Source organism: Microbacterium sp. 5K110 (assembly GCF_005774735.1).
Classification (GTDB): domain Bacteria; phylum Actinomycetota; class Actinomycetes; order Actinomycetales; family Microbacteriaceae; genus Microbacterium.
In genome coordinates, this window is sequence record NZ_VBUM01000020.1 from 9,632 (window position 1) to 32,272 (window position 22,641).

Sequence of the window (22,641 nt, forward strand, 5' to 3'; positions counted from 1 at the left end):
CCTCGGCGCAGGGCCCCGGATGCTCCCGGTAGAATAAGAGTCCACACCCCGAGAGCCCGGGCATTTGCCCGTCGACCCCGAGGAGGCCCACACTGCTGGCATTCCTCGGCGCGTTCGCGCTCGTCCCGATGCTGTTGCCTCTCCTGGTGGCCCGCATCGGAGCTCGTGCGTTCTACGTCGCAGCGGTTCTGCCGGCACTCGCCTTCGCGTACGCGATCGTGCAGGCCCCTGCCGTCTTCTCCGGCGACATTCCCTTCGAGGAATACTCGTGGATCCCGGGGCTCGGCATCTCCCTCTCGATGCGCATGGACACGCTCGGGTGGCTCCTGACGCTGGTCGTGACCGGGGTCGGCGCGTTGGTCATGCTCTACTGCCGCTGGTACTTCCGCGGCAAGACGCAGGGGGTCGGGCAGTTCTCCGCCGTTCTCCTGGCTTTCGCCGGAGCGATGTACGGCCTCGTCCTGACCGACGACATCGTCGTGCTGATCATGCTGTGGGAAGTCACGAGCGTCCTGTCGTACCTGCTCATCGGGTACTACCACGGCCGCGCTGCCAGCCGCCGCGCCGCCCTGCAGGCGCTGCTGGTGACCACGCTCGGCGGTCTGGTGATGCTGATCGGTGTCGTGCTGATCGTCGTCCAGTCCGGCACCACGAGCTTGTCGGCCATCCTCGCGGACCCGCCCGTGGGCCCCGTCGTCGACGTCGCCGTGCTGCTCCTCCTCGTCGGCGCGCTGAGCAAGTCCGCGATCTTCCCCTTCCATTTCTGGCTGCCCGGCGCCATGGCCGCCCCGACGCCGGTCAGCGCCTACCTGCACGCGGCGGCGATGGTGAAGGCGGGCATCTACCTCGTCGCGCGCCTCGCCCCGGGGTTCGCCGACACCCCGCTCTGGCGGCCCACGCTCATCACGTTGGGCGTGTTCACGATGCTCCTCGGCGGTTTCCAGGCGCTGCGCGAGCGCGACCTGAAACGCATCCTCGCCTTCGGTACCGTGAGCCAGCTCGGCTTCCTGACCGTGATGCTCGGGTACGGGACTCGGGATGCCGCTCTCGCGGGCGTCGCACTCCTGCTCAGCCACGCCCTGTTCAAGTCCTGCCTCTTCCTCGTCGTCGGCGTCATCGACCGCCAGCTCTCCACTCGCGACATCGGCGAGCTCTCGGGCCTCGGCCGGCAGGCGCCGGTCATGGCGACCGCCTCGTTCATCGCGATCGCGTCGATGGCGGGCGTCATCCCCACTCTCGGCTTCGTGGCGAAAGAGACGGCGCTGACGGCGCTGTGGCACGAGGCCACCGCCGGAGCGCCCTGGGGCCTCGTCGCCCTGTTCGGTGTCGTCGCCGGTTCCGCGTTGACGGCGGCCTATGGCATCCGGTTCCTCTGGGGCGCGTTCTGGACGAAGCCCTCCATCGAGCGCACCGAGTGGCCCGACCCGCCGATCGGGTTCCTCGCCTCCCCCGTGCTTCTGTCGGGGGCGACCCTCGCGCTGGGCTTCCTCGCCCCCATGCTCGACGGGTGGCTCGCGCCGTACGCCGATGGACTGCCCGAGGCGACCGCGGGAGTCCCGGCGCCCGAGTACCCGTACCACCTCGCGCTGTGGCACGGTCTCGAGCCTGCGCTGTTCCTGTCGCTCGGCACCCTGGCACTGGGTGCGGCCATCTTCTGGGTCGTGCGGCGCACGCAGCTGCACCGTCGGCGGCGCGTCCTCCCCTTCACCGCGAACGACGTCTACAACGCCGTCGTGCGCGGGATCGACCGCACGTCGGAGTGGACGACGGCGCGCTTCCAGCGCGGATCGCTGCCGTTCTACGTCGGGACGATCTTCGTCGTGCTGGTCGTCGCCGAGGGCACCGCACTCATCGCGTCCGACGAGTGGCGCGCGCAGCTCGACGCGTGGCAGTCCCCCGCGCAGCTCATCGCGGCCCCGATCATGATCGCCGCCGGAATCCTCGCCGTCCGCGCACGCAAGCGCTTCACGGGCGTGGCGCTGGTGTCGGTGACGGGGTTGGGCATGGTGGTGCTCTTCGGCACGAGCGGCGCCCCCGACCTCGCGCTCACCCAGGTGCTCATCGAGACCGTCACCCTCGTGGTGTTCGCCCTCGTCCTGCGCCGGCTCCCCGCCCGCATGGGTGAGCACAACGCGTCCGTCGCGCCCCTGGCCCGCGCGGCGCTCGGCGTCGGAGTCGGACTCACGATGGCCCTCGTCGCCATCGTCGCCACCGGTGCGCGGCAGGACCTCCCCATCTCGCTGGAATGGCCCGCCCTCGCGTACGAGATCGGCCACGGCCGCAACGTCGTCAACGTCGCGCTCGTCGACCTCCGCGGCTGGGACACGATGGGCGAGCTGTCGGTGCTCATCCTCGCGGCCACGGGCGTGGCATCCCTCGTCTTCATCACCGATCGCAGCGACAACCTCTCCCGCCGCCGGTCCGGCACCGCACGCAGCCGCGTGGGCCTCGGACGCCGCCGTCCGCTCATCGAGACCGACAGCGGTGTGCGTGCGCAGCGTGCGGGAGAGGCCGACGCCCCGCGCGCATGGCTCATTTCGGGGTCGAAGGTGCAGCCCGAGAACCGGTCGATCCTGATGGAGATCATCATCCGGGTGCTCTTCCACGCGATCATCATCGTCTCGCTCTATCTGCTCTTCGCGGGGCACAACCTCCCCGGTGGCGGGTTCGCCGGCGGTCTCGTCGCGGGCATGGCCCTCGTGATGCGGTACATCGCCGGCGGGCGGTGGGAGCTCGGCGCCGCCGCGCCCACCGACGCGGGGCGACTCCTGGGCGCGGGCATGGCGATCGCCGTCCTCTGCGCGATCGTCCCGCTGTTCTTCGGGTTCGCACCGCTGCAGAGCTTCACGTTCGAGGGCGAGATCCCCGTCATCGGTCACTGGGAGTTCGTCACCAGCACGATCTTCGACGTCGGCGTGTACCTCGTGGTCATCGGCCTCGTGCTCGACGTCCTCCGCAGTCTCGGCGCCGAGGTCGACCGACAGTCCAAGGATGCCGTCGACACCGAGGCGGTGACGCTGCCGTGACCATCTCGTTCGTCCTCGTCGTCATCATGGCCGTGCTCTTCGCGTGCGGCGTCTACGCCATGCTCGAGCGCAGCCTCACCCGCGTGCTGATCGGCTTCCTGCTGCTCGGCAACGCGGCCAATCTGCTGCTGCTGATCGTCATGGGCCGCCCGGCCATGGCGCCGTTCTACGACGGCGGGCAGACCGACTCCGCCGACATGTCCGACGCCCTGCCGCAGGCGCTGACCCTCACCGCCATCGTCATCACCTTCGGCATCTCGGCGTTCCTGCTCGCCCTCATCTACCGTTCGTGGCAGCTCGGCGAGGCCGACACCGTGGTCGACGACGCCGAGGATGTCGCGCTCCGCGAGCGCACGGCATCCGAGCCCGAGGATGCCATCGACGACGAATCCCGCTCGGACGACGACGACGTGACCACCGACTTCGTCGGCGACGACGTCTCGCCCATCCGCGTGCTGCACCAGGGCGACCTCTCGCACCTGGTGGACGATGCCCCGGTCGACCGCGTCGCCGTCCGCCGCACCCGACCCGAGGGCGACACCCGCGGCCCCGAGGACGGCATCCACGACCCCGAGGACGATGCCCGCGACCCCGAGGACGGTGATCGCTCGTGAGCGCCCTGGTTCCCCTGCTCGTCGGCATCCCCCTCATCGGTGCGGCCATCAACCTCGTCTTCGGTCGCCGCAAGAAGACGCAGATCGTCGTGTCGGTGGTATCCCTCACGCTCGTGCTCGTGCTCGCCGCGATCCTGCTCGTCGCCGTCGACACGACCACCGGTCCCATCGCCGTGGCGATCGCCGGGTGGGACATCCCGCTCGGCATCGTGCTGTACGTCGACGTCCTGGCGGCGCTGCTGGTGATGGTGTCGGCCATCGTGCTGCTGGCGGTGCTGCTGTTCTCGATCGGGCAGGGAGCGGCCGACAACGACGAAGACACCCCGGTCTCGATCTTCTATCCGGCGTATCTGATCCTGGGTGCGGGCATCTTCAACGCCTTCATCGCGGGCGACCTGTTCAACCTCTACGTCGGTTTCGAGATCCTGCTCGTGGCCTCGTACGTGCTCATCACTCTCGGCAGCACCGAGTCGCGCATCCGCACCGGCGTGGTCTACATCGTCGTCTCGCTGGTGTCGTCGATCCTCTTCCTCGCGGCGATCGCGATGGTCTACGGCGCCCTCGGCACCGTGAACATGGTCCAGATCAGCGAGCGGATGGCGCAGCTGCCGCAGGACATCCAGACGATCCTGCACCTCATGCTGCTGCTCGCGTTCGCGATCAAAGCCGCCGTCTTCCCGCTGTCGTTCTGGCTTCCCGACTCGTACCCCACGGCACCGGCGCCGGTCACGGCGGTGTTCGCCGGCCTGCTGACGAAGGTGGGCGTCTACGCGATCATCCGCACCGAGACGCAGCTGTTCGTCGACAACGACCTCAACTTCCTGCTGATGATGGTCGCGCTGGCGACCATGATCGTCGGCATCCTCGGCGCGGTCGCGCAGGCCGAACTCAAACGCATCCTGTCGTTCACGCTGGTCAGCCACATCGGGTACATGATCTTCGGGCTGGCGATCAACACCCCGCTGGCGGTGGGCGCGACGATCTACTACATCGTCCACCACATCATCGTGCAGACGACTCTGTTCCTGGCCGTGGGCCTCATCGAGCGTCGAGCCGGGAGCACCTCCATCCTCAAGGTGAAGGGGCTCATGCGTGCGGCCCCGTTGCTGGCGGTCCTGTACTTCATCCCGGCGATCAACCTCGGTGGACTGCCCCCGTTCTCGGGCTTCATCGGCAAGTACGCGCTGTTCGACGCCGCCGCCCAGGTGGGGACGCCGGTGATGATGGTGCTGATCGTCGGCGGCATCGCGACCTCGATCCTCACGCTGTACGCGCTCATGCGGGCGTGGAACCTCTCGTTCTGGCGCGAGGAGAACGATTCCACCGAGACCCTCGAGCGAATCGCCTACCTGGGCAACGCCCCCGCGGCATCCATCTCGACCGAGCGCCGCACGATCCCCCGCATCATGACGTTCGCGACGGCGGGGATGGTCGCCGTCACGCTCTCGCTGACGGTGTTCGCCGGCCCGCTGCTGGACGTGTGCCTGCGCGCCGGTGAGCGCATCACCGACGGCATCACGCTCGTGCAGTTGCAGGAACAGGTGGCTGATCGATGAGCCCGTCACGCCGGTCGCAGTTCGGCTTCTTCGCGCAGCAGTTGCCCTTCTTCGTCATCCTCGTCGCGCTGTGGATGCTGCTGTGGGGACAGTTGACGTGGCTGGCGCTGATCACCGGACTCGTGGCCGCCGTGTTCGTGACCCGCGTGTTCCGCCTTCCGCCCGTCGACCTGTCGGGCCGCTTGAACCTCTGGTACGGCCTCGTCTTCGTGGCGACGTTCTTCGCCGCCGTCGTGCGCGGCTCACTCGTCGTGGCGTGGCAGGTGCTGGACTTCCGGCGGCCGCCGGGTGCCGCGATCATCGCGGTTCCGCTGCGCGTCGACGACGACGTCATCATGGCGCACACGGCGGTGACCGCCTCCCTCATCCCCGGTTCCTTGATCATCGACGTCGACCGCGAGGGGCGCACCCTCTTCTTGCACACCATCGGCATCCGCAGTGACGAGGATGCCGAGCACCAGCGCCGCGTCGTGCTCGGCTGGGAGGCACGCATCACGCGGGCCGTGGGCTCGCGCGAGCAGCTCGCCGATCTGCGTCGCCAGATCGCCCAGGCCGACGAGGACGCTCACCACGGGGCGGCCTCGCCCCGCGACGGACGGACCCCGCTATGACCGCTCTCGTCATCGTCATCCTCGTCGTTTTCGCCGTCGCCGCGGTGTTGGCGCTCATCCGGCTCGTCATCGGTCCGTCGATCCTGGACCGCGCCGTCGCCGCGGACGTGCTGCTGACCGAGGTGCTGTGCATCCTCGGGGCCGACATGGTCATCAACCACCACACGCGCTCGCTCCCGACGATGCTCATCATCGCCGCGGTCGGCGTCTTCGGGTCGATCGCGGTGGCCCGCTTCGTGGCGCGGAAGGAGAACCCCCGGTGACCCTGGAATCCGTGCTCGACGTCGTCGCCCTCGTGCTCGTGCTGATCGGGGCGGTGCTGTGCCTGACCGCGACGATCGGTCTGCTGCGCTGGCGCGATGTGCCCTCACGTCTGCACGCGGCGACGAAGCCGCAGGTGCTCGGCGTGGTGCTCATCGTGACCGCGGTCGTGCTGTCGCTGCGCACGTGGGAGGCGCTGGCGTTCGGCATCCCGATCGTGCTGATCCAGTTCGCCACCGCGCCGCTCGCCGCGCACATGGTCGGCCGTGCCGCCTACCGCAACCGGACGATCGACGAGGCCGGCCTGTACGTCGACGACCTGCAGCACCGCACCGAGGACGGCGGCTCGATCGCGGCGCCCTCCCGCCCCGAGAGCTGAGGGCCCCCAGCGATAAACGCCGTCCGTGGTGAGACACGCGGTGTCGCAGCGTGTCTCAGCAGGAACGGCGTTTATCGCGATGCCGCCGCGGGTGTCGGCGGGGCTCAGCCGAGCGCGATGGGGCCGGGGCCTCGACCCCGCGCCGTGGCCCGGCCCGGGGCGAGAGGCGTCCACGCCCGAGCGATAAACGCTGTGGCGAGGGTGAAGCGGCCGCTCTGAGCGATAAACGGTGCGGCGAGCGGGAAGCGGCCGTACCATCAGCGATAAACGCCGTTACGAGTGAGACACGCAGCGACACCGCGTGTCTCGCTCGCCGCAGCGTTTATCGGGACGCGGCGGCGGCGGCAGCCGCGGGGCGTCACCTGCCGCCCCCCGGCCCGCCGCTGCCCGGCCCGCGCAGCCCGGGCTCAGCCGAGCGCGATGGGCTCGGGCTGGCGCTCGGCGTCGTGCGACTCCTGCAGCGCCGACTTGGCGCGGAGCGGCGGCGTGCGGAAGAACAGCGTGAGCACGAAGGCGAGGAGCGCGACGGCCATGCCGACCCAGTAGACGCTGGTCGTCGACTCGTTGAACGACACCAGCAGCGGCTTGCTCAGCCGCGGGTCGGCACCGTTGAGGAACGACGTGTCGTCCATCGTGCTGTTGTCGAACGACGAGTCCGACGAGCCCGACGCGTCGATGATCTGCGGCACGGCCTGGTCGACGAAGGCGCGGCGCGCGGTGGCATCCGAGAAGTCGAGCGTCACGGTGCCGTCGGCGGCGACCCGGGCGACCGGGACCTGCTGCTGGATCGCCGCGCCGGCCTGAGCGATCGCCTGCGTCTGCGCGGCCGCGGTGGCCTGGTCCTGTGCGGCGGCCGGAATCGTGCCCGCGGCGACCTGCTGCGCGACAGCGTCGGCGGCGGCGGTCTTCGCCTGCGCGATGCCGTCCTGCGCACCGCTGAGGGCGCCGTCCGAGAGCTTCTCGACGAACGGGTCGTAGACCTTCTGCATGATGCCCTGGTTGGCGGGAGCCGCTGCGACCGTCGGGTCGAGGGCGGCATCCAGGGCGTCGGTCAGCGACGCGGGGTCGCGGAAGTTCGCCTGCAGGTTCACCGGCACGAGCGTGAACAGCAGCGACAGCAGTACAGCCGTGCCCAGGGTTCCACCGATCTGACGGAAGAAGGTGGATGCCGAGGTGGCCACGCCGATGTCACGCGGGCCGACCGAGTTCTGCGAGGCGATGGTGAGGGTCTGCATCAGCTGGCCGAGGCCGAGTCCGATGAGCAGCATGGAGCCGGCGATCTGCCAGTACGAGGTGTCGTAGCGCACGAGGGTCAGGGTGAAGAAGCCGAGAGCCATGCAGGCGGTGCCGATGGTCGGGAAGATCCGGTAGTGGCCGGTGCGAGAGATGATCTGGCCGCTCACGATCGACGAGATCATGAGGCCGAGGATCATCGGCAGGAGCTGGAACCCGCTCTCGGTCGGGCTGGAGCCCAGCACCAGCTGCAGGTACAGCGGCAGGGTCAGCATCGCGCCGAACATGGCGAATCCGACGAAGATGCCGATCACGGTCGCCATCGAGAACGTCGACGAGCGGAAGAGCTTCAGCGGGATGAGGGCGTCGTCCTTCATCGTGCGCTCGATGAGGATGAAGGCCAGGATGCCGAGGCCGCCGACGACGTAGCAGGCGATCGCGATGGGCGAGGTCCAGCCCCACTCGCGGCCCTGTTCGGCCACGAGCAGCAGTGGCACGAGGGCGACGACGACCGTCGCGGCACCGAACCAGTCGATGCGTACCGATCCATGCGGGTGGCGGGGGATGTGCAGGAACCGCAGCACGATGGCCAGGGCGACGAGGCCGATCGGCACGTTGATGAGGAACACCCAGCGCCAGCCGGCGATGAAGAGGATCTCGGGGGCGCCGGCGAACAGGCCGCCCACGAGCGGTCCGATGACCGAGGAGATGCCGAAGATGGCCAGGAAGTAGCCCTGGTACTTCGCGCGCTCGCGCGGCGCGAGGATGTCGCCCATGATCGCCAGTGGCATTGACATCAGTCCGCCCGCGCCCAGGCCCTGGATCGCGCGGAAGGCGGCGAGTTCGACCATCGAGGTCGAGAAGCTCGCCGCGATCGAGCCGAGGATGAAGATCACGATGGCGATGAGGAACAGCGGGCGTCGTCCGAAGATGTCGGAGAGCTTGCCGTAGATGGGCGTCGAGATCGTCGACACGATGAGGTAGGCCGTGGTGACCCACGCCTGCTGGCTCAGACCGTTGAGGTCGTCGCCGATGGTGCGGATCGCGGTGCCCACGATGGTCTGATCGAGCGCGGACAGGAACATTCCCGCCATGAGCCCGAAGATGACGAACAGGATCTGGCGGTGAGTCATCACCGGGGTGCTTCGGGTGGTCGGGGTCGACACGGCAGCAGTGGTCACGTTTCCTCGGAAGGGCGAGAGGGCCGAAAAGGGATGCCGCACGGCAGGGGCGCGCGCGGTGGACCGGGAGGACGGGTGTCGCCGGTGCCGAAAAGAAGTTGTGTTTTGTCAACTATACGGCTGGCGAGGCCGCGCGCGGGCGCGTTCTCCCGAGGTTCAGATCTCGGCTTCGGCCGCGTCACTCTCGGCCTGCGGTGAGGCGGAGCCCTCGGACGGGTCCGGTGTGTGCGTGCGGGCCTCGAGTTCGCCCGCCTCTCGCTCCTCGCGACGACCCTCGGCGAGGAAGGCCAGACGGGTCAGGCACTCGTGATTGCGCAGCCGCAGCAGAGGCCGCCAGAGGATGCCGGGAAGCAGCGCCGGCAGCCCCGACACGGGCTCCTCGGCGATCGTGACGGCGATCCCGTCGCCGTGCGGGCGGACGTCGAAACGGATGACACCGCGTCCCAGCGGTCCGGCCTTGGGGCGCAGTCGCACCCGGCGCGGCGGGTCCCACTCCACCATCTCGGTCGTGTCGTGCAGCATCACCGGCCACACCCCCAGCGAGTGGTGGATCCGGGCGCCCTCTCGCGGCCACTCCGCGTCGACATCGCGCATGCGGGCCGCGCCCACGACCCAGACCGGGTACAGCCAGCCGTCGGAGAGCACGGCGAACAGGTCGTCCGGTGTGCAGCGCATCAGGCGGGTGTTGCGGCTGGCCATGGCATCCCCTCGCGGTTCTCGTCCCCCGACCCTATTCCGCCGAGGGCTCCGCGCGCGCTCTCGACGCTCGTCGCGACCTCAGCCGATGAGGCTCGGCTGCAGGTCGTGGAGCGTCCGGTGGTGCGTCATGCGTGTCACACCCAGCGCCGCGAGCAGCACGCCACCCACCAGCCAGGCGCCGAGCACGAGCAGGTCGGTGCCCACGCGGCCCAGGTCTCCGCCGTACATCACCTGCCGCATGGCATCCACGACGTAGCCCATCGGCAGCACGTGGTGCAGGGCCGCGAGCGGAGCGGGCAGCGTCTGCCAGGGGAAGGTCCCGCCCGCCGTCACCAGCTGCAGCACCATCAGCACCAGGCCGAGGAACTGTCCGACCGACCCGAGCCACACGTTCAGGGCGAGCACGATCGCCGCGTAGGTGGCTGAGGCGAAGAGCAGGATGCCGAGCGCGGCCAACGGATTGGCGAACGAGAACTGCAGCGCGACGGCGAGCACCGTGAACAGGCCCACCATCTGCACCGAGCCGAGCGCGGCCGGGGTGAGCCACCCGGCGAGCGTGACGCGGAAGGGGGAGCGCAGCGCCGTCACGGCGCGCTTGGAGACCGGCTTGACGATGAGGAACAGGGCGTAGATGCCGATCCAGCCGGCCAGTGCCGCGAAGAAGGGCGCGAGGCCGGCGCCGTAGTTCTGCGCCTTGGTGACCGACGTCGACCCGACGCTGACCGGATCGGAGATCGTGGCGGCCTGCGCCTGGCGGGTCTGGTCGTCGGAGTCGGGGATCTGCTGCACGCCCGACGCCAGACCGTCGCGCAGCTTCGCCGCCCCCTCCGAGAGCTGGCCGAGGCCGCCGTCGAGGGTGCTCGCCCCATCGCGCAGTTGCGCGGCGCCCGAGGCCGCGGTGGCGGCACCGTCGGCGAGAGCGGAGGCGCCGTCGGCCGCGCCGGCCGCGCCCGAGGCGAGCGTGGCGCTCCCGTCGGCGACTTGGCGGGCGCCGGAGTCGAGGCGGTCGATCTGCGTCACGGTGTCCTGCACGCGGGCGTTCGCCGTCTCGAGGCGCTGGCCGACGGGGTCGAGCCGGGAGAGCACCTCGTCGATCTTCTGCGGGTCGACCCCGGCGTCGGCGAGGGCGGCCGCGATGTCGCTGCGGGCCTGCGGAAGCAGCGCCGCGGCCTCACCAGCGGCCGTGCCGACCTGTCGGGCGACGGTGTCGATACGGTCGACCCCGCCCGCCACCTGTTGGGCGCCGTCGGCGACGCGCGCCGACCCGTCGCGTAGCTGCGCGGTGCCGTCGCGTAGTTGCGCCGCGCCGTCCGAGAGCCGGGCGGTGCCGTCGGCGAGCTGCGCCGAGCCGGATGCCAGCTGCGCCGAACCGGATTTCGCGGTGCCGAGGCCGTCGACGAGCTGCGTCGCGCCCGTCGTGGCATCCACGAGGCTCACCCGGATCGTGTGGAGCGCGTCGAGCAGAGTGAGCCCGGCTTCGTCGACGACCTTCTGCGCCACCGAGGCTTGGATGCGGGAGACGGCTTGCGAGCCGATCGTCGAGGCGAGGTAGTTGTTGGCGTCGTTCGTGCGCAGCTCGATGCCGGCCTGCCGCGGGGTATCGCTGGAGAGGGATGCCACGGCGTCGCTGAAGTCGGACGGGATCGTCACGATGAAGTCGAAGTCCCCCCGCTCGAGCCCGGTCGTGGCCTGATCGGCGTCGATCCGATGCCATTCGAACGTGTCGCTGTCGAGCAGCTGGTCGGCCGCCTCGTCGCCGAGGTTGCGCTGCTCGCCGTTGATCTCGGCGCCGCGGTCGTCGACGACGAGGGCGACGGGCACGTGCGACAGATTGCCGTAGGGATCCTGATTGGCCCACAGGTACAGGCCGCCGTAGAGGATCGGCACGGCCAGGAGCGCCACGAGGGCGAGCACCGACATGCGCGTCGCGGTGAGGCGGCGCAGCTCCGCCGTGATCATCTGTGGGATCTTCACCGGACGTCCTCCTGCCGGGTGCTGTCGATCGTTCCGGAGCCGAGGGCGTCCAGCGCCGTCCGGGAGGCCTGCCCGGCGATGACGAGCACCGCGTAGCCGCGTTCGGCGAACTCCTCGGCGATCCGCCACCACGCGCCGGGCTCGCCGCCGTGGCGATCGGGGGCGACGAGCACGAGCCCCTCGACGCCCTGGCGGAGTGCGGCGAGCTCGAGCAGCATCCGGATCCGCTGCGCCGCCTCGACATTGCCGATCGGCAGGGATGCCAGCGACTCCAGGCCGATGCCCTCGAGCCACCGCTGCGCGGCGAAGGGAGTGGGCGCATGCCCGGCGAACATGAGCTCCTCGGCCACGACGCCGGTGACCGTGACGTTCGGCTCCGGCTCGGAGACCACGGGCGCGTCCACGAGCGCGACCCGGCGGCGGATGGCACCGGGGTCGGTGCGTCCGTCGATCGTGACGGATCCGGCGTCGATCTTCATGCGACCGGATGCCACGAGGCCCAGCACCGTCGGGCGCTGTTCGGTCTCGGCGACGACGAGGGTCGCGCGGCCTGTCTCGTACGAGGTGGTCGTCTCGGGGAGTGCGCGTTGCGCGCGTCCCTTCGCGACCGCGTCCAGGACGATTCTCACTGCGCCTCCAGTTCGGGGTGGCGGGTCAGCAGGTCGCGGGCATCGACCCACGACATGCCGGCGATGCCGAGGACCGCCGTCACGGCGATCGCGCGGGCGCTCGCCGACTCGGCGTCGACGCGGGCGACGACCATGCGGCCGGTCTCTTCGAGCAGTCTCGACAGGGTCGGAGCCGGCAGGTCGGCGCGCAGTTCACCGGCCTCCTGTCCGCGACGCACGATCGCGTCGATGCGGCGGCGCAGCGGCGCCAGTGCGGCAGAGGTTTCGGGCAGATGCGCGTCGTCGAGGGCGAGGGCGGCCGCCGCCTGCACGTGGGCGGCCTCTCGCCACAGTTCGGAGGCGAGCCGGGCCAGGGCGAGGCGGGAGTCGGGATCGTCGATGCGGTCCGCGATGGCGTTGAAGCGCGCGGCGCCGGCGGCGATCACCTCGCGGACGATCGCGTTGCGGTCGTCGAAGTGGCCGTACAGGGCGCGGCGCGACAGCCCTGCGCGTGCCGCGATCGCCGCGATGGAGGCATGGGGATCATGGCCGATGGCGGCGGTGGCGGCATCGACGATGCCGGCGCGGTTCTCGACCGCGTCACGACGACGGGCAGGCGTACTCACGGTCCCCGAGTGTACGCCCTATCTTGCACTCCCGTGTGCACTTTCATCCGCGTGATGGGTCAGAATGTGTCGCCTGCCGTGCGCTGAAGCGACACATTTTGACCCCTCACGCGACCGTGAGGAGGGGGCTCAGTCGGTGCCGGACTCGAACGCGGCGGACTCGCCGGCGGCATCCGTCGCGCCGGCAAGGCGCTCGCCGGCTGCGTCGAGCGGCGTGGCGGGCTCGATGATCTCGCGCGCGCCACCGGCGGCGACGTCGCCCACGAGCTCGCCCGTGGGGCCACCGATGAGTCCGAGCGCCGCGTACTGCTCGAGGCGCGCGCGCGAGTCGGCGATGTCGAGGTTGCGCATGGTGAGCTGGCCGATGCGGTCGACGGGACCGAACGCGGCGTCGCCGACGCGCTCCATCGACAGCTTCTCGGGCGAGTACGACATCCCGGATGCCACGGTGTCGAGGATCGTGTAGTCCTCGCCGCGGCGCAGGCGCAGGGTGACCGAGCCCGTGATGGTCGACCCGACCCACTTCTGGATCGACTCGCGCAGCATGAGCGACTGCGGCTCGAGCCAGCGCCCCTCGTACATCAGACGACCCAGGCGGCGACCCTGCTCGTGGTAGGTCGCGAGGGTGTCCTCGTTGAGGATGCTGTTGACGAGGCGCTCGTACGTGATGAACAGCAGCGCCATGCCCGGAGCCTCGTAGATGCCGCGGGACTTCGCCTCGATGATGCGGTTCTCGATCTGGTCGCTCATGCCGAGACCGTGGCGGCCGCCGATCGTGTTGGCCTCGCGGACCAGCGCGACGGGGTCGTCGAAACGCGTGCCGTTGATCGCGACCGGGCGCCCGGCCTCGAACTCGACGGTGACGTCCTCGGTCTCGATCTCGACCGCGGGGTCCCAGAAGCGCACGCCCATGATGGGCTCCACGACCTCGAGCGACACGTCGAGGTGCTCGAGCGTCTTGGCCTCGTGCGTGGCGCCCCAGATGTTGGCATCCGTCGAGTACGCCTTCTCGGCGCTGTCGCGGTACGGGAAGTCGTGGGCGACGAGCCACTCGCTCATCTCTTTGCGGCCACCGAGCTCGGTGACGAAGTCCGCGTCGAGCCACGGCTTGTAGATGCGCAGGGCCGGGTTGGCGAGCAGGCCGTAGCGGTAGAACCGCTCGATGTCGTTGCCCTTGTAGGTGGAGCCGTCGCCCCAGATGTCGACGCCGTCCTCTTTCATCGCGCGCACGAGCAGTGTGCCCGTGACGGCGCGACCCAGCGGCGTGGTGTTGAAGTACGTGCGGCCGCCCGAGCGGATGTGGAACGCGCCGCAGGCGAGGGCGACGAAGCCTTCTTCAACCAGGGCGGTCTTGCAGTCGACCAGACGCGAGATCTCGGCGCCGTACTGCGTCGCGCGGCCCGGGATCGAGACAATGTCGTCTTCGTCGTACTGCCCGAGGTCGCCGGTGTAGGTGCAGGGCACGGCGCCCTTGTCGCGCATCCACGCGACGGCCACCGAGGTGTCGAGACCACCCGAGAAGGCGATGCCGACGCGCTCGCCGACGGGAAGGGACTGCAGGACCTTGGACATGCGCTCGATTCTATTCGGGACGGATGCCGCGCCCCGAACCCGTGGTCGGCGGCGACGTGCGCTCGAGGCTCGGGGGTAATCAGCCGACGGTGACGCCGGTGATCGTGACCGCGGTCGCGGGAGGCCCGTCGGCGCCTCCGCCGGCGACGCCGGCTGCGCCGATCTTCTTCACGACGTTGAGGCCCTCGGGGGACAGCCGGCCGAACACGGTGTAGTCCGGCGGCAGCGGGGAGTCGGCGTAGACCAGGAAGAACTGGGATCCGTTGGTGTCGGGACCTGCGTTGGCCATCGCGATCGTGCCCGCCGGGTATTCCTCGCTGCCGTCCACCTCGTCCGCGAAGGAGTAGCCGGGCCCGCCGCGGCCGGTGCCCGCGGGATCTCCGCACTGCAGCACGAAGATGCCCCGGGTGGTGAGGCGGTGGCAGTCGGTTCCGGTGAAGTACCCCTGCTCCGCGAGCGAGACGAAGCTCTCGACCGTGCAGGGGGTGCGGTCCCCGGTGAGCGTCATCGGCACGGCTCCGGCCGAGGTCTCGAGCGTGACGGTGACGGCGCCGGACGTCGTCTCGCCGGCGGGCGGGGGCGTGACGTCGCGGGCGGCCTGCCCCTGCGCGCGGTACGCGCACGCGCCCGAGGCGGCGGCTGCGGAGGCCGGGGAGGAGGCGCTCGGCGAATCCGGCGATGCCGGGGCCGGAGCACTCCCCGCACAGCCGGCGAGAACGAGGAGGGCCGAGGCGATCAGGGCCGCGGGGAACAGGCGCGCATGCACATCGACCACGGTAGCGGCCGCGGGGCGTTCCGGTGGCCGCGCGTTCCGGGGCCGGGAGTCCCGCGGCGTCGACTCCGCCTCAGGAACTCCGGATGCCGCGCCGCCGGCCGATCGCGACGGCGCCTACGGCGACCACGACGATCGTGACCGCGATGCCGATGATGTAGCCGATGACGCTGCCCCAGCTGCTGTCGTACGGGTTCAGGAACGGGTACGGATACCAGTACGGCTGGCCGGTGGTGGGGTTGGTGACGAGATTCGCGCGCAGCAGCGTGTAGACGATCCAGGCGATCGGGAAGATCGCCGCGCCGAACGCCGCTTTCCACGGCAGGCGTCGCCGGCACGGCCCCAGGAACAGGTCGAGGAGGAGGAAGAGCGGCCCCCACACGTGCATGACCTCGTTCGACCACCCGACCGTCTCGGGCTGCAGCGGGAGGCCGCGCAGCAGCAGGTTGTAGACCACGCCCGTGATCACCATGTACGTCGAGACCCACGCCAGGGCCGCGGCGAGAGGGAGCGGATCGGGTTCGAGGCGACGCCGACGCGCGAGGAAGCGGATGCCCGCCCATGCCAGCACGGCGACGCTCGCGGTGTTGGAGAGGATCGTGAAGAAGCTGAAGAAGTTGGCGATCGTCGTCGGTACGTCGCGGTCGGCGGCAGCGGCGCCGGCGACCGTGGAGACGAACTGGGCGACGACGGCGGCGGCGATGAGCGTCGCCATGGCCAGACGCAGCGCGGTCCAGCCAGTGGCCCAGGTGCGGGAACGGAGCATGCGCTCAGGGTAGTGACCTCGCGCGGACGCGGGGCGGGGTTGTGCACAACCCCGAAAGGGCGTGTCGAGCACGCTCGATAGGATGGGGTGTACCGCCGGATAACACGCGAGGAGCGCACATGCCCGGAATCGTGATCGTCGGCGTCCAGTGGGGCGACGAAGGCAAGGGCAAGGCCACCGACTTGCTCGGTGAGCGCACCGACTGGGTGGTGAAGTTCAACGGCGGCAACAACGCCGGACACACCGTCGTCATCGGCGACGAGAAGTACGCGCTGCACCTGCTGCCCAGCGGCATCCTCTCGCCGGGCGTCACCCCCGTCATCGGCAACGGCGTCGTGGTCGATCTCGAGGTGCTCTTCAACGAGCTCGAGGCCCTCAACGCCCGGGGCCTCGACACGAGCCGGCTGAAGATCAGCGCCAACGCGCACATCATCACGCAGTATCACCGCACGCTCGACAAGGTCACCGAGCGCTTCCTCGGCAAGCGCATGATCGGTACCACCGGCCGCGGCATCGGCCCTGCTTACGCCGACAAGATCAACCGCGTCGGAATCCGCGTGCAAGACCTCTTCGACGAGAACATCCTGCGGCAGAAGGTCGAGGGCGCTCTCGACCAGAAGAACCACCTCCTCGTCAAGGTCTTCAACCGCCGATCGATCACGGTCGACGAGGTCGTCGAAGACCTGCTCTCGTACGCCGAGCGCGTCCGGCCGATGGTCAGCGACATCTCCCTCCTGCTGAACGACGCCCTCGACCAGGGCGATGTCGTCGTCTTCGAGGGCGGCCAGGCCACGATGCTCGACGTCGACCACGGCACCTACCCCTTCGTCACGTCGTCCTCGGCGACGGCCGGTGGCGCGTCGACGGGTTCGGGCGTCGGGCCCAACCGCCTCGATCGCATCGTCGGCATCGTGAAGGCCTACACGACGCGCGTCGGCTCGGGTCCGTTCCCCACCGAGCTCTTCGACGAGAGCGGCGACTGGCTGCGTTCGCGCGGCTTCGAGTTCGGCACCACAACCGGTCGCCCGCGCCGAGTCGGCTGGTACGACGCTCCCATCACGCGCTACGCGACCCGCATCAACGGCATCACCGACCTCGTGCTGACCAAGCTCGACATCCTCGGAGGCCTCGAGCAGATCCCCGTGTGCGTCGCGTACGACGTCGACGGCGAGCGGTTCGACGACCTGCCGGTCAACCAGACCGACTTCCACCACGCGAAGCCGATCTACGAGTACCTGCCCGGGTGGAGCGAAGACATCTCCACGGCGCGCACCTTCGACGAGCTTCCGAAGACGGCTCAGGAGTACGTCCTGGCCCTCGAAGAGATGAGCGGCACGCGCATCTCGGTCATCGGTGTCGGGCCCGCGCGCGACCAGGTCATCGTCCGCCACGACCTCATCGACTGACGTGCGCTTCTGGGTCGGCGCCTACACCTCCGACGCGGGTTCCGCCGAGGGCATCGGCATCCTGCAGGCCGGCGACGCCGACTCGTCGTGGGCCTCGGGGCCGCTGGGCATGGTCGGCACCGCGGTCGCGGCGCCGGGATCGCCGTCGTGGGTGGCGGAGCACCCGCAGCACGACGTTCTCTACGCAGCGCTCGAGTCCGACGGCACGGTGCAGGCCTACCGCCGCACGGGCGAGACGCGGCTCGTTCCGTTCGGGTCCCCCGTGGAGGCCGGCGCTGCGGTGTGCCACGTCGCCGTCGCGCCCGACGCGTCCTTCCTCGTCGCGAGCTGCTGGAGCGACGGGCGCGTGGTCCGCATCGCCCTGGATGCCGCGGGCCGCCCGGCAGCGCCGGTGATCGCGGCCGCCGCGACCGATCCGTACGACCCCGCTCCCGACGGATCGGTGGTCGAGACCGGTGCCCATGTCTCGGGTGCCGTCGTCCCCGACCTCGCCGCCGCCGCGCGGGCGCTGCGAGAGGCCGCGGGCGACGAGTTCGGTCACCTCGTCCCGGCCTACGACGACGTTCCTGAGACCCATGCCGAGTCCGAAGAGGCCGCCGCCGGCGCGCGGGTGTCCCGCACGCACGAGACGATCTTCCTGCCCGGCGGGCTCCTGGCCACCACCGACATGGGCCTCGACCTCGTCCGCTTCTGGCGCGCGACCGCCACGGGACTGCGTCTCGATCACGAGGTCGCGCTGCCGAAGGGGAGCGGCCCGCGCCACGGGGTGTGGCATCCGTCGGGTCACCTCTACGTCGTGACCGAGCTCAGCCGCGAGGTCTTCGTGCTGGCCCCGGATGCCGAGACCCGTTGGCGGGTCGTCTCGGGGCAGCCGCTCCTCGGCACCCTCGACGGTGACACCGCGGCCGAACTGTGCATGAGCCGTGACGCGTCCACGCTCTACGCCGGGGTGCGCGGCAGCGACACGATCGGCGTCCTGGCGGTGCGCGGAGCGGGCGAGAGCCTGCAGCTCACGGCTCTGGCCGAGGCCGGCACGCACTGGCCGCGGCATCACGTCGTCGTGAACGACACGTTGTTGGTGGCCGGGCAGCTGGCCAACGAGATCGTGTCGCTCCCGCTCGACCCCCGCACGGGAGTGCCGGGCCGCGTGCGTCACCGCACGGCATCCCCGTCCCCGACGCGCCTGCTCCCGATGCGCTGAGCGCCGTCCCGCTGAAGGCGGTCGCGACCGCTACTTCTTGGCATCCTGTCGCGGGATGATGATCTGCTTGAGGATGAGCAGCAGCGATGCGGTCACGGGAATCGCGACGAGCGCGCCGAGCAGGCCCAGGAGCGTTCCGCCGACGAGCGCGCCGATGACCACGAGCGATCCGGGGACCGAGATAGTCCGGCTCATGACGCGCGGCGTCAGCACGTATGCCTCGAGCTGCATATAGATCAGGTAGACCACGGCGAAGATGAGTCCGGCAGTCGGGTCGACGATCAGGGTGAACACGGTGGCCGTGCCCCAGAACAGCACGGAACCGACGAGCGGGATGAGCGTGATCCCGAACGCCAGGGCCGCGAGCAGGGCCGCGAACGGTTGCCCGACGATCGTGAGCAGGATGAAGGCGAACACCGCGTTGATCAGCGCGAGGACGACCATGCCCGAGAGGTAACCACCGACCGAGTCGGTGATCTGCCCGGTCATCTTCGCGACCGTCTCGCGGTTGCGGGCCGGGCTCAGACGCACGAGCGAGTTCTTCATCGTCGGCAGCGATGCCAAGAAGTACAGGCTCAGCACCAGCACGATGATCGCCCCGGAGATGCCGGTGGCGATCGTGACGCCCACCTGCAGCAGGCCCCCGCCGATCGCGGTGAGGTTCGACGGGTTGGTGAAGAACTTCTGCACCTCGTTGATGATCTCGCCCACGCTGTCGCTGAGATTCGCCTCGATCCAGAGCACGAAGTCGCTCGTGCGCAGGTCGGAGACGAAGGACGGGACGTCTCTGACGAACTGCTCGACCTGACGGACGACGGGCGGGATCAGCAGCCACAGGGCGCCGATGAGGACGATCGCGAGACCGCCGAAGACGATGACGATCGCCCACGCGCGCGACAAACCCCGCCGCACGAGCATCCGGACCAGGGGGTCGAGCGCGAGCGCGAGGAAGAGGGCGATCGCGATGTAGATGAGGACCGTGGAGAGGTTGCTCAGTGCGAGCGCCAGCAGGATCGCCGTCAGCCCGCCGAGGGTGAGGAAGAAGCCCGCCGCATACGGGCGCGCGATCGCCGACCATACGGGCCGATCCCGGGAGGTGACCTCGCCGGCGTCGGCGCCGGCGGCGGAGGGATCGGGGCGCGTGGATCGGCTCATGGTCACACTGTAGGGCGTGCTCTCGCGCGGGTGTGGGTGCGCGATAGGGTCGGGAGCCGGGAGGACCCATGACCGACGCCGATCCGACGATGATCCTGCAGGGCCTGCGTGGCAGCATTGACAACATCGACGCCGCTCTCATCTTCTTGCTCGCCGAGCGTTTCCGCTGCACGAAGCAAGTGGGCGTGCTCAAGGCGCAGCACGGGATGCCGGCATCCGACCCTTCTCGCGAGGAGCAGCAGATCGCGCGATTGAAGCGTCTGGCGGCCGAAGCCGACCTCGATCCCGAGTTCGCCGAGAAGTGGTTCAACTTCGTCGTCGCCGAGGTCATCCGCCACCACCGCTCCGCGGCCGCCGGCACGGCGGGCGACTGACAGGACGCTCCGCGACACGCCCGGGCCGTCTTCGCGAACGTGCGGCCCACGCCCCGTCGGCGGACTCTGGTACGCGCCCGCGCGTGCCACGCGTCGTCGGCGATCGCAAGCCGAGGGCCGATTTGCCAGGCGATCCATCACCGTGAAACGTTGGGGGAGGCCCGAAATGGGCCGCCCACCCGACCAGTCCGCGGTCGTCGGTGCCGGCTCGGGGGAGTCGCGCCGCGAGCGTACGGTCGGCGGCCTGGACGCGGATCAGACATCCGCCGTCGACGCGCTCACCCCCGCACGAGCGCCGGACGGGCTGCCACCCGGGCGTGACCGATGCGGCCACCCGAGGCCGCCCAGGTGCACACAGTGACCCACCCGCATGCCATCGCGGCGAAGAACCTCTTCAAGGTCTTCGGCCGCGCCCCTCAGACCGCGGTCGAGAAGCTTCGCGCGGGAACCCCGCGCGACCAGCTCGGCGACGCCGGAACGGCCGCCGTCATCGATGCGAGTTTCTCCGTCGAACCCGGCGAGATCTTCGTCATCATGGGGCTCTCCGGCTCCGGTAAGTCGACCATCATCCGCATGCTCAACGGGCTGCACGACGTCACGGCCGGAACGGTCGAGGTGCAGGGCGACCCCCTCACCGGCGTCAGCCCGTCGCGGTTGCGCAGCCTCCGTCGCGAGCGCATCGCGATGGTGTTCCAGCACTTCGCTCTGCTCCCGCACCGCACGGTGGCCGCGAACGTCGCCTATCCGCTCGAGATCCGCGGCGTCGGCAAGGCCGAGCGCCTGGCCAAGGCGAACGAGATCCTCGCGCTCGTGGGCCTGGACGGATGGGGCGAAAAGCTCCCCTCGGCCCTCTCCGGCGGCATGCAGCAGCGCGTCGGCATCGCCCGCGCTCTCGCGGCCGACACCGACATCCTGCTCATGGACGAAGCCTTCAGCGCGCTCGATCCGCTGATCCGTCGCGAGATGCAGGAGCAGCTGCTGGAGCTCCAGCGCACGCTGAAGAAGACGATCGTCTTCATCACCCACGACCTCAACGAGGCGATGTTCCTCGGTGACCGCATCGCGGTCATGCGCGACGGGCGGATCGTCCAGATCGGGACCCCCGAAGACATCCTCACCGACCCCGCGAACGACTACGTCGAGCAGTTCGTGCAGGACGTCGATCGCGCCCGCGTGCTCACGGCCGCGAACGTCATGGAGCGTCCCCGTCCCCGAGTGGATGCCACGGCGGGTCCGCGCACCGCGCTGCGGCAGATGCGCGACGCCTACATGTCGGCCGTGTACGTCACCGACCGTGACCGCCGGCCCCTCGGCATCATCACCGACCGGGATGCCATGAAGCTCGTGATCGCGGGAGAGAACTCGCTCCACAGCAAGCTCAAGCCGATGCCGCAGACCGTCCGCGAGGACGACGTCCTGATGAACCTGTTCGTCCCCTCGGTCGAGTCGCCCCTCCCGCTCGCGGTCCTCGACACCGAGGGACGCCTCGCCGGCGTCATCCCGCGCGTCACGCTCCTCGCCGCGCTCGGCCCCGGACCCACCGCCACCGAGGAGATCACCGTGCTCCCGCAGCCCATGCCGTCCGCCGAGATCGACGCGGTGCTCGCCGACGAAGTCGTGGCATCCGAGACCGAGGGGGTGCGCTGATGGAGGGCTTCCGCATCCCCGTCGGCGCCTGGGCCGCCGCGGGCGTGGACTGGGTCCGCGACAATCTCTCCGGGCTCCTCGACCTCATCGCCGTCGTCGTCCGCTTCCTCGTCGGCGGGCTGAGCGACACCCTGCTGGCCGCGCCGATCGTCGTCGTGATCGTCGTGGCTGCGCTTCTGGCCTGGGCCGTGAAGTCCTGGAAGCTCGCCCTCGGGACCGCGATCGGCTTCGCGCTCATCCTCGGGATGGGCCAGTGGGTCACCGCGATGCAGACCCTCGCGCTCGTGCTCGTGGCGACCGTCGTCGCCGTCGCGATCTCGGTCCCGCTCGGCATCTGGTCGGCGCGCAACGCCACGGTCCGGGCGATCCTCAAGCCCGTCCTGGACCTCATGCAGACGATGCCGGCGTTCGTGTACCTGATCCCGGCGATCACGTTCTTCAGCATCGGCGTCGTGCCCGGTGTCGTCTCCACGGTCATCTTCGCGCTGCCTCCCGGCGTGCGCCTGACCGAGCTCGGCATCCGCGGGGTCGACTCCGAGACGGTCGAGGCCGGACACGCCTTCGGAGCCACGCCCGCGCAGATCCTCCGCGGCATCCAGTTGCCCCTCGCGATGCCCACGATCATGGCCGGCATCAACCAGGTCATCATGCTCGCCCTGTCGATGGCGGTCGTGGCCGGCATCGTCGGCGCCGACGGACTGGGCAAGGAGGTCGTGCAGTCGATCTCCACCCTGAACCTGCCCAAGGGCGTCGAGGCCGGACTCAGCGTCGTCATCCTCGCCGTCTACCTCGACCGGCTCACCGCCGCGCTCGGCAGCCCCGCGGAGCAGACCTCGTCGCTGCGCGGCATGCTCGGCCGCCGCCGGGCCGGGTCGTCGACGGTCCCCGCGAAGGCCTCCACGGTCGCCGCGACCGAGGCGGAGCGCGAGAAGGCGTCCCCGCGCCGCGCGCCGATCTCCACAGGCGTCTGAGCGCACGGC

General features: G+C 70.0%; 20 protein-coding genes. 11 read left to right on the forward strand and 9 right to left on the reverse strand.

Annotated elements, in window-relative coordinates:
* The first annotated feature begins 92 nt into the window (after positions 1–92).
* The 6 genes from FE256_RS06875 to mnhG are packed head-to-tail and all read left to right on the forward strand — an operon-like array spanning position 93 to position 6,447.
* On the forward strand, positions 93–3,026 hold the full coding sequence (locus FE256_RS06875; RefSeq protein ID WP_138174090.1) for a Na+/H+ antiporter subunit A: 2,934 nt from the start codon (positions 93–95) through the stop codon (positions 3,024–3,026).
* Positions 3,023–3,640, forward strand: a complete 618-nt coding sequence (locus tag FE256_RS06880; protein ID WP_138174092.1) for a Na(+)/H(+) antiporter subunit C — start codon at positions 3,023–3,025, stop codon at positions 3,638–3,640. The genes FE256_RS06875 and FE256_RS06880 overlap by 4 nt, the downstream gene beginning before the upstream one ends.
* The gene (locus FE256_RS06885) at positions 3,637–5,196 is read left to right on the forward strand and encodes a Na+/H+ antiporter subunit D (RefSeq protein ID WP_138174095.1); all 1,560 of its coding nucleotides are present in this window, start codon (positions 3,637–3,639) and stop codon (positions 5,194–5,196) included. Before FE256_RS06880 ends, FE256_RS06885 begins: the two co-directional genes overlap by 4 nt.
* On the forward strand, positions 5,193–5,807 hold the full coding sequence (locus FE256_RS06890; RefSeq protein WP_138174098.1) for a Na+/H+ antiporter subunit E: 615 nt from the start codon (positions 5,193–5,195) through the stop codon (positions 5,805–5,807). Before FE256_RS06885 ends, FE256_RS06890 begins: the two co-directional genes overlap by 4 nt.
* The gene (locus tag FE256_RS06895; RefSeq protein WP_138174101.1) at positions 5,804–6,070 is read left to right on the forward strand and encodes an MrpF/PhaF family protein; all 267 of its coding nucleotides are present in this window, start codon (positions 5,804–5,806) and stop codon (positions 6,068–6,070) included. The genes FE256_RS06890 and FE256_RS06895 overlap by 4 nt, the downstream gene beginning before the upstream one ends.
* Before the next feature lie 2 nt (positions 6,071–6,072).
* The gene (gene mnhG / locus FE256_RS06900; RefSeq protein ID WP_138174151.1) at positions 6,073–6,447 is read left to right on the forward strand and encodes a monovalent cation/H(+) antiporter subunit G; all 375 of its coding nucleotides are present in this window, start codon (positions 6,073–6,075) and stop codon (positions 6,445–6,447) included.
* Between the two features lie 407 nt (positions 6,448–6,854).
* Here mnhG and FE256_RS06905 read toward each other — a convergent pair whose 3' ends face one another.
* From FE256_RS06905 to FE256_RS06940, 8 genes are all read right to left on the reverse strand, one after another.
* Entirely contained in the window at positions 6,855–8,813 is a 1,959-nt protein-coding gene (locus tag FE256_RS06905; protein ID WP_138174104.1) for an MDR family MFS transporter, read from the reverse strand.
* A 204-nt stretch (positions 8,814–9,017) separates the two neighbouring features.
* A complete protein-coding gene (locus tag FE256_RS06910; RefSeq protein ID WP_138174107.1) occupies positions 9,018–9,560 on the reverse strand; it encodes an SRPBCC family protein in 543 nt (180 codons plus the stop codon).
* A gap of 78 nt (positions 9,561–9,638) precedes the next feature.
* Complete coding sequence (locus FE256_RS06915) at positions 9,639–11,534, reverse strand: YhgE/Pip domain-containing protein (RefSeq protein ID WP_138174110.1); 1,896 nt, start codon at positions 11,532–11,534, stop codon at positions 9,639–9,641.
* A complete protein-coding gene (locus tag FE256_RS06920) occupies positions 11,531–12,163 on the reverse strand; it encodes a hypothetical protein (protein WP_138174113.1) in 633 nt (210 codons plus the stop codon). The genes FE256_RS06915 and FE256_RS06920 overlap by 4 nt, the downstream gene beginning before the upstream one ends.
* Positions 12,160–12,768: a TetR family transcriptional regulator gene (locus FE256_RS06925; protein WP_138174115.1), complete on the reverse strand. Its 609-nt coding sequence runs from the start codon at positions 12,766–12,768 to the stop codon at positions 12,160–12,162. The genes FE256_RS06920 and FE256_RS06925 overlap by 4 nt, the downstream gene beginning before the upstream one ends.
* A gap of 129 nt (positions 12,769–12,897) precedes the next feature.
* Positions 12,898–14,340 carry an argininosuccinate synthase gene (gene argG / locus FE256_RS06930; RefSeq protein WP_138174117.1) on the reverse strand — a complete coding sequence of 481 codons (1,443 nt, stop codon included), beginning with the start codon at positions 14,338–14,340 and terminating at the stop codon, positions 12,898–12,900.
* 79 nt (positions 14,341–14,419) lie between these two features.
* A complete protein-coding gene (locus tag FE256_RS06935) occupies positions 14,420–15,106 on the reverse strand; it encodes a peptidylprolyl isomerase (protein ID WP_252370929.1) in 687 nt (228 codons plus the stop codon).
* 79 nt (positions 15,107–15,185) lie between these two features.
* On the reverse strand, positions 15,186–15,878 hold the full coding sequence (locus FE256_RS06940; protein ID WP_252370930.1) for a Pr6Pr family membrane protein: 693 nt from the start codon (positions 15,876–15,878) through the stop codon (positions 15,186–15,188).
* A gap of 119 nt (positions 15,879–15,997) precedes the next feature.
* On the opposite strand from FE256_RS06940, the gene FE256_RS06945 reads away from it, so the two are divergent.
* Both FE256_RS06945 and FE256_RS06950 read left to right on the forward strand, forming a co-directional pair.
* Entirely contained in the window at positions 15,998–17,284 is a 1,287-nt protein-coding gene (locus FE256_RS06945) for an adenylosuccinate synthase (protein WP_138174121.1), read from the forward strand.
* Between the two features lies 1 nt (position 17,285).
* Positions 17,286–18,485: a lactonase family protein gene (locus FE256_RS06950; protein ID WP_138174123.1), complete on the forward strand. Its 1,200-nt coding sequence runs from the start codon at positions 17,286–17,288 to the stop codon at positions 18,483–18,485.
* Between the two features lie 30 nt (positions 18,486–18,515).
* On the opposite strand, the gene FE256_RS06955 is transcribed toward FE256_RS06950, so the two are convergent.
* Positions 18,516–19,640 (reverse strand): AI-2E family transporter, encoded by a 1,125-nt coding sequence (locus tag FE256_RS06955; RefSeq protein WP_138174125.1) that lies wholly within the window; start codon positions 19,638–19,640, stop codon positions 18,516–18,518.
* Positions 19,641–19,708: 68 nt separating this feature from the next.
* Here FE256_RS06955 and FE256_RS06960 point away from each other — a divergent pair, with 68 nt between their 5' ends.
* The 3 genes from FE256_RS06960 (at position 19,709) to FE256_RS06970 (ending at position 22,632) form a co-directional block, all read left to right on the forward strand.
* A complete protein-coding gene (locus FE256_RS06960) occupies positions 19,709–20,014 on the forward strand; it encodes a chorismate mutase (RefSeq protein ID WP_138174127.1) in 306 nt (101 codons plus the stop codon).
* A gap of 324 nt (positions 20,015–20,338) precedes the next feature.
* Entirely contained in the window at positions 20,339–21,661 is a 1,323-nt protein-coding gene (locus FE256_RS06965; RefSeq protein WP_138174129.1) for a quaternary amine ABC transporter ATP-binding protein, read from the forward strand.
* Positions 21,661–22,632, forward strand: coding sequence for an ABC transporter permease (locus tag FE256_RS06970; protein ID WP_138174131.1), 972 nt, complete (start codon positions 21,661–21,663; stop codon positions 22,630–22,632). Before FE256_RS06965 ends, FE256_RS06970 begins: the two co-directional genes overlap by 1 nt.
* Positions 22,633–22,641 lie beyond the last annotated feature (9 nt).

Excerpts from the sequence above, each read along its gene's own strand:
- FE256_RS06940 (WP_252370930.1), bottom strand. The coding sequence starts at position 15,878 with ATGCTCCGTTCCCGCACCTGGGCCACTGGCTGGACCGCGCTGCGTCTG.
- FE256_RS06945 (WP_138174121.1), top strand. The coding sequence starts at position 15,998 with ATGCCCGGAATCGTGATCGTCGGCGTCCAGTGGGGCGACGAAGGCAAG.
- FE256_RS06960 (WP_138174127.1), top strand. The coding sequence starts at position 19,709 with ATGACCGACGCCGATCCGACGATGATCCTGCAGGGCCTGCGTGGCAGC.
- FE256_RS06910 (WP_138174107.1), bottom strand. The coding sequence starts at position 9,560 with ATGGCCAGCCGCAACACCCGCCTGATGCGCTGCACACCGGACGACCTG.
- argG (WP_138174117.1), bottom strand. The coding sequence starts at position 14,340 with ATGTCCAAGGTCCTGCAGTCCCTTCCCGTCGGCGAGCGCGTCGGCATC.
- FE256_RS06905 (WP_138174104.1), bottom strand. The coding sequence starts at position 8,813 with ATGACTCACCGCCAGATCCTGTTCGTCATCTTCGGGCTCATGGCGGGA.
- FE256_RS06970 (WP_138174131.1), top strand. The coding sequence starts at position 21,661 with ATGGAGGGCTTCCGCATCCCCGTCGGCGCCTGGGCCGCCGCGGGCGTG.
- FE256_RS06895 (WP_138174101.1), top strand. The coding sequence starts at position 5,804 with ATGACCGCTCTCGTCATCGTCATCCTCGTCGTTTTCGCCGTCGCCGCG.
- FE256_RS06890 (WP_138174098.1), top strand. The coding sequence starts at position 5,193 with ATGAGCCCGTCACGCCGGTCGCAGTTCGGCTTCTTCGCGCAGCAGTTG.
- FE256_RS06955 (WP_138174125.1), bottom strand. The coding sequence starts at position 19,640 with ATGAGCCGATCCACGCGCCCCGATCCCTCCGCCGCCGGCGCCGACGCC.
- FE256_RS06965 (WP_138174129.1), top strand. The coding sequence starts at position 20,339 with ATGCGGCCACCCGAGGCCGCCCAGGTGCACACAGTGACCCACCCGCAT.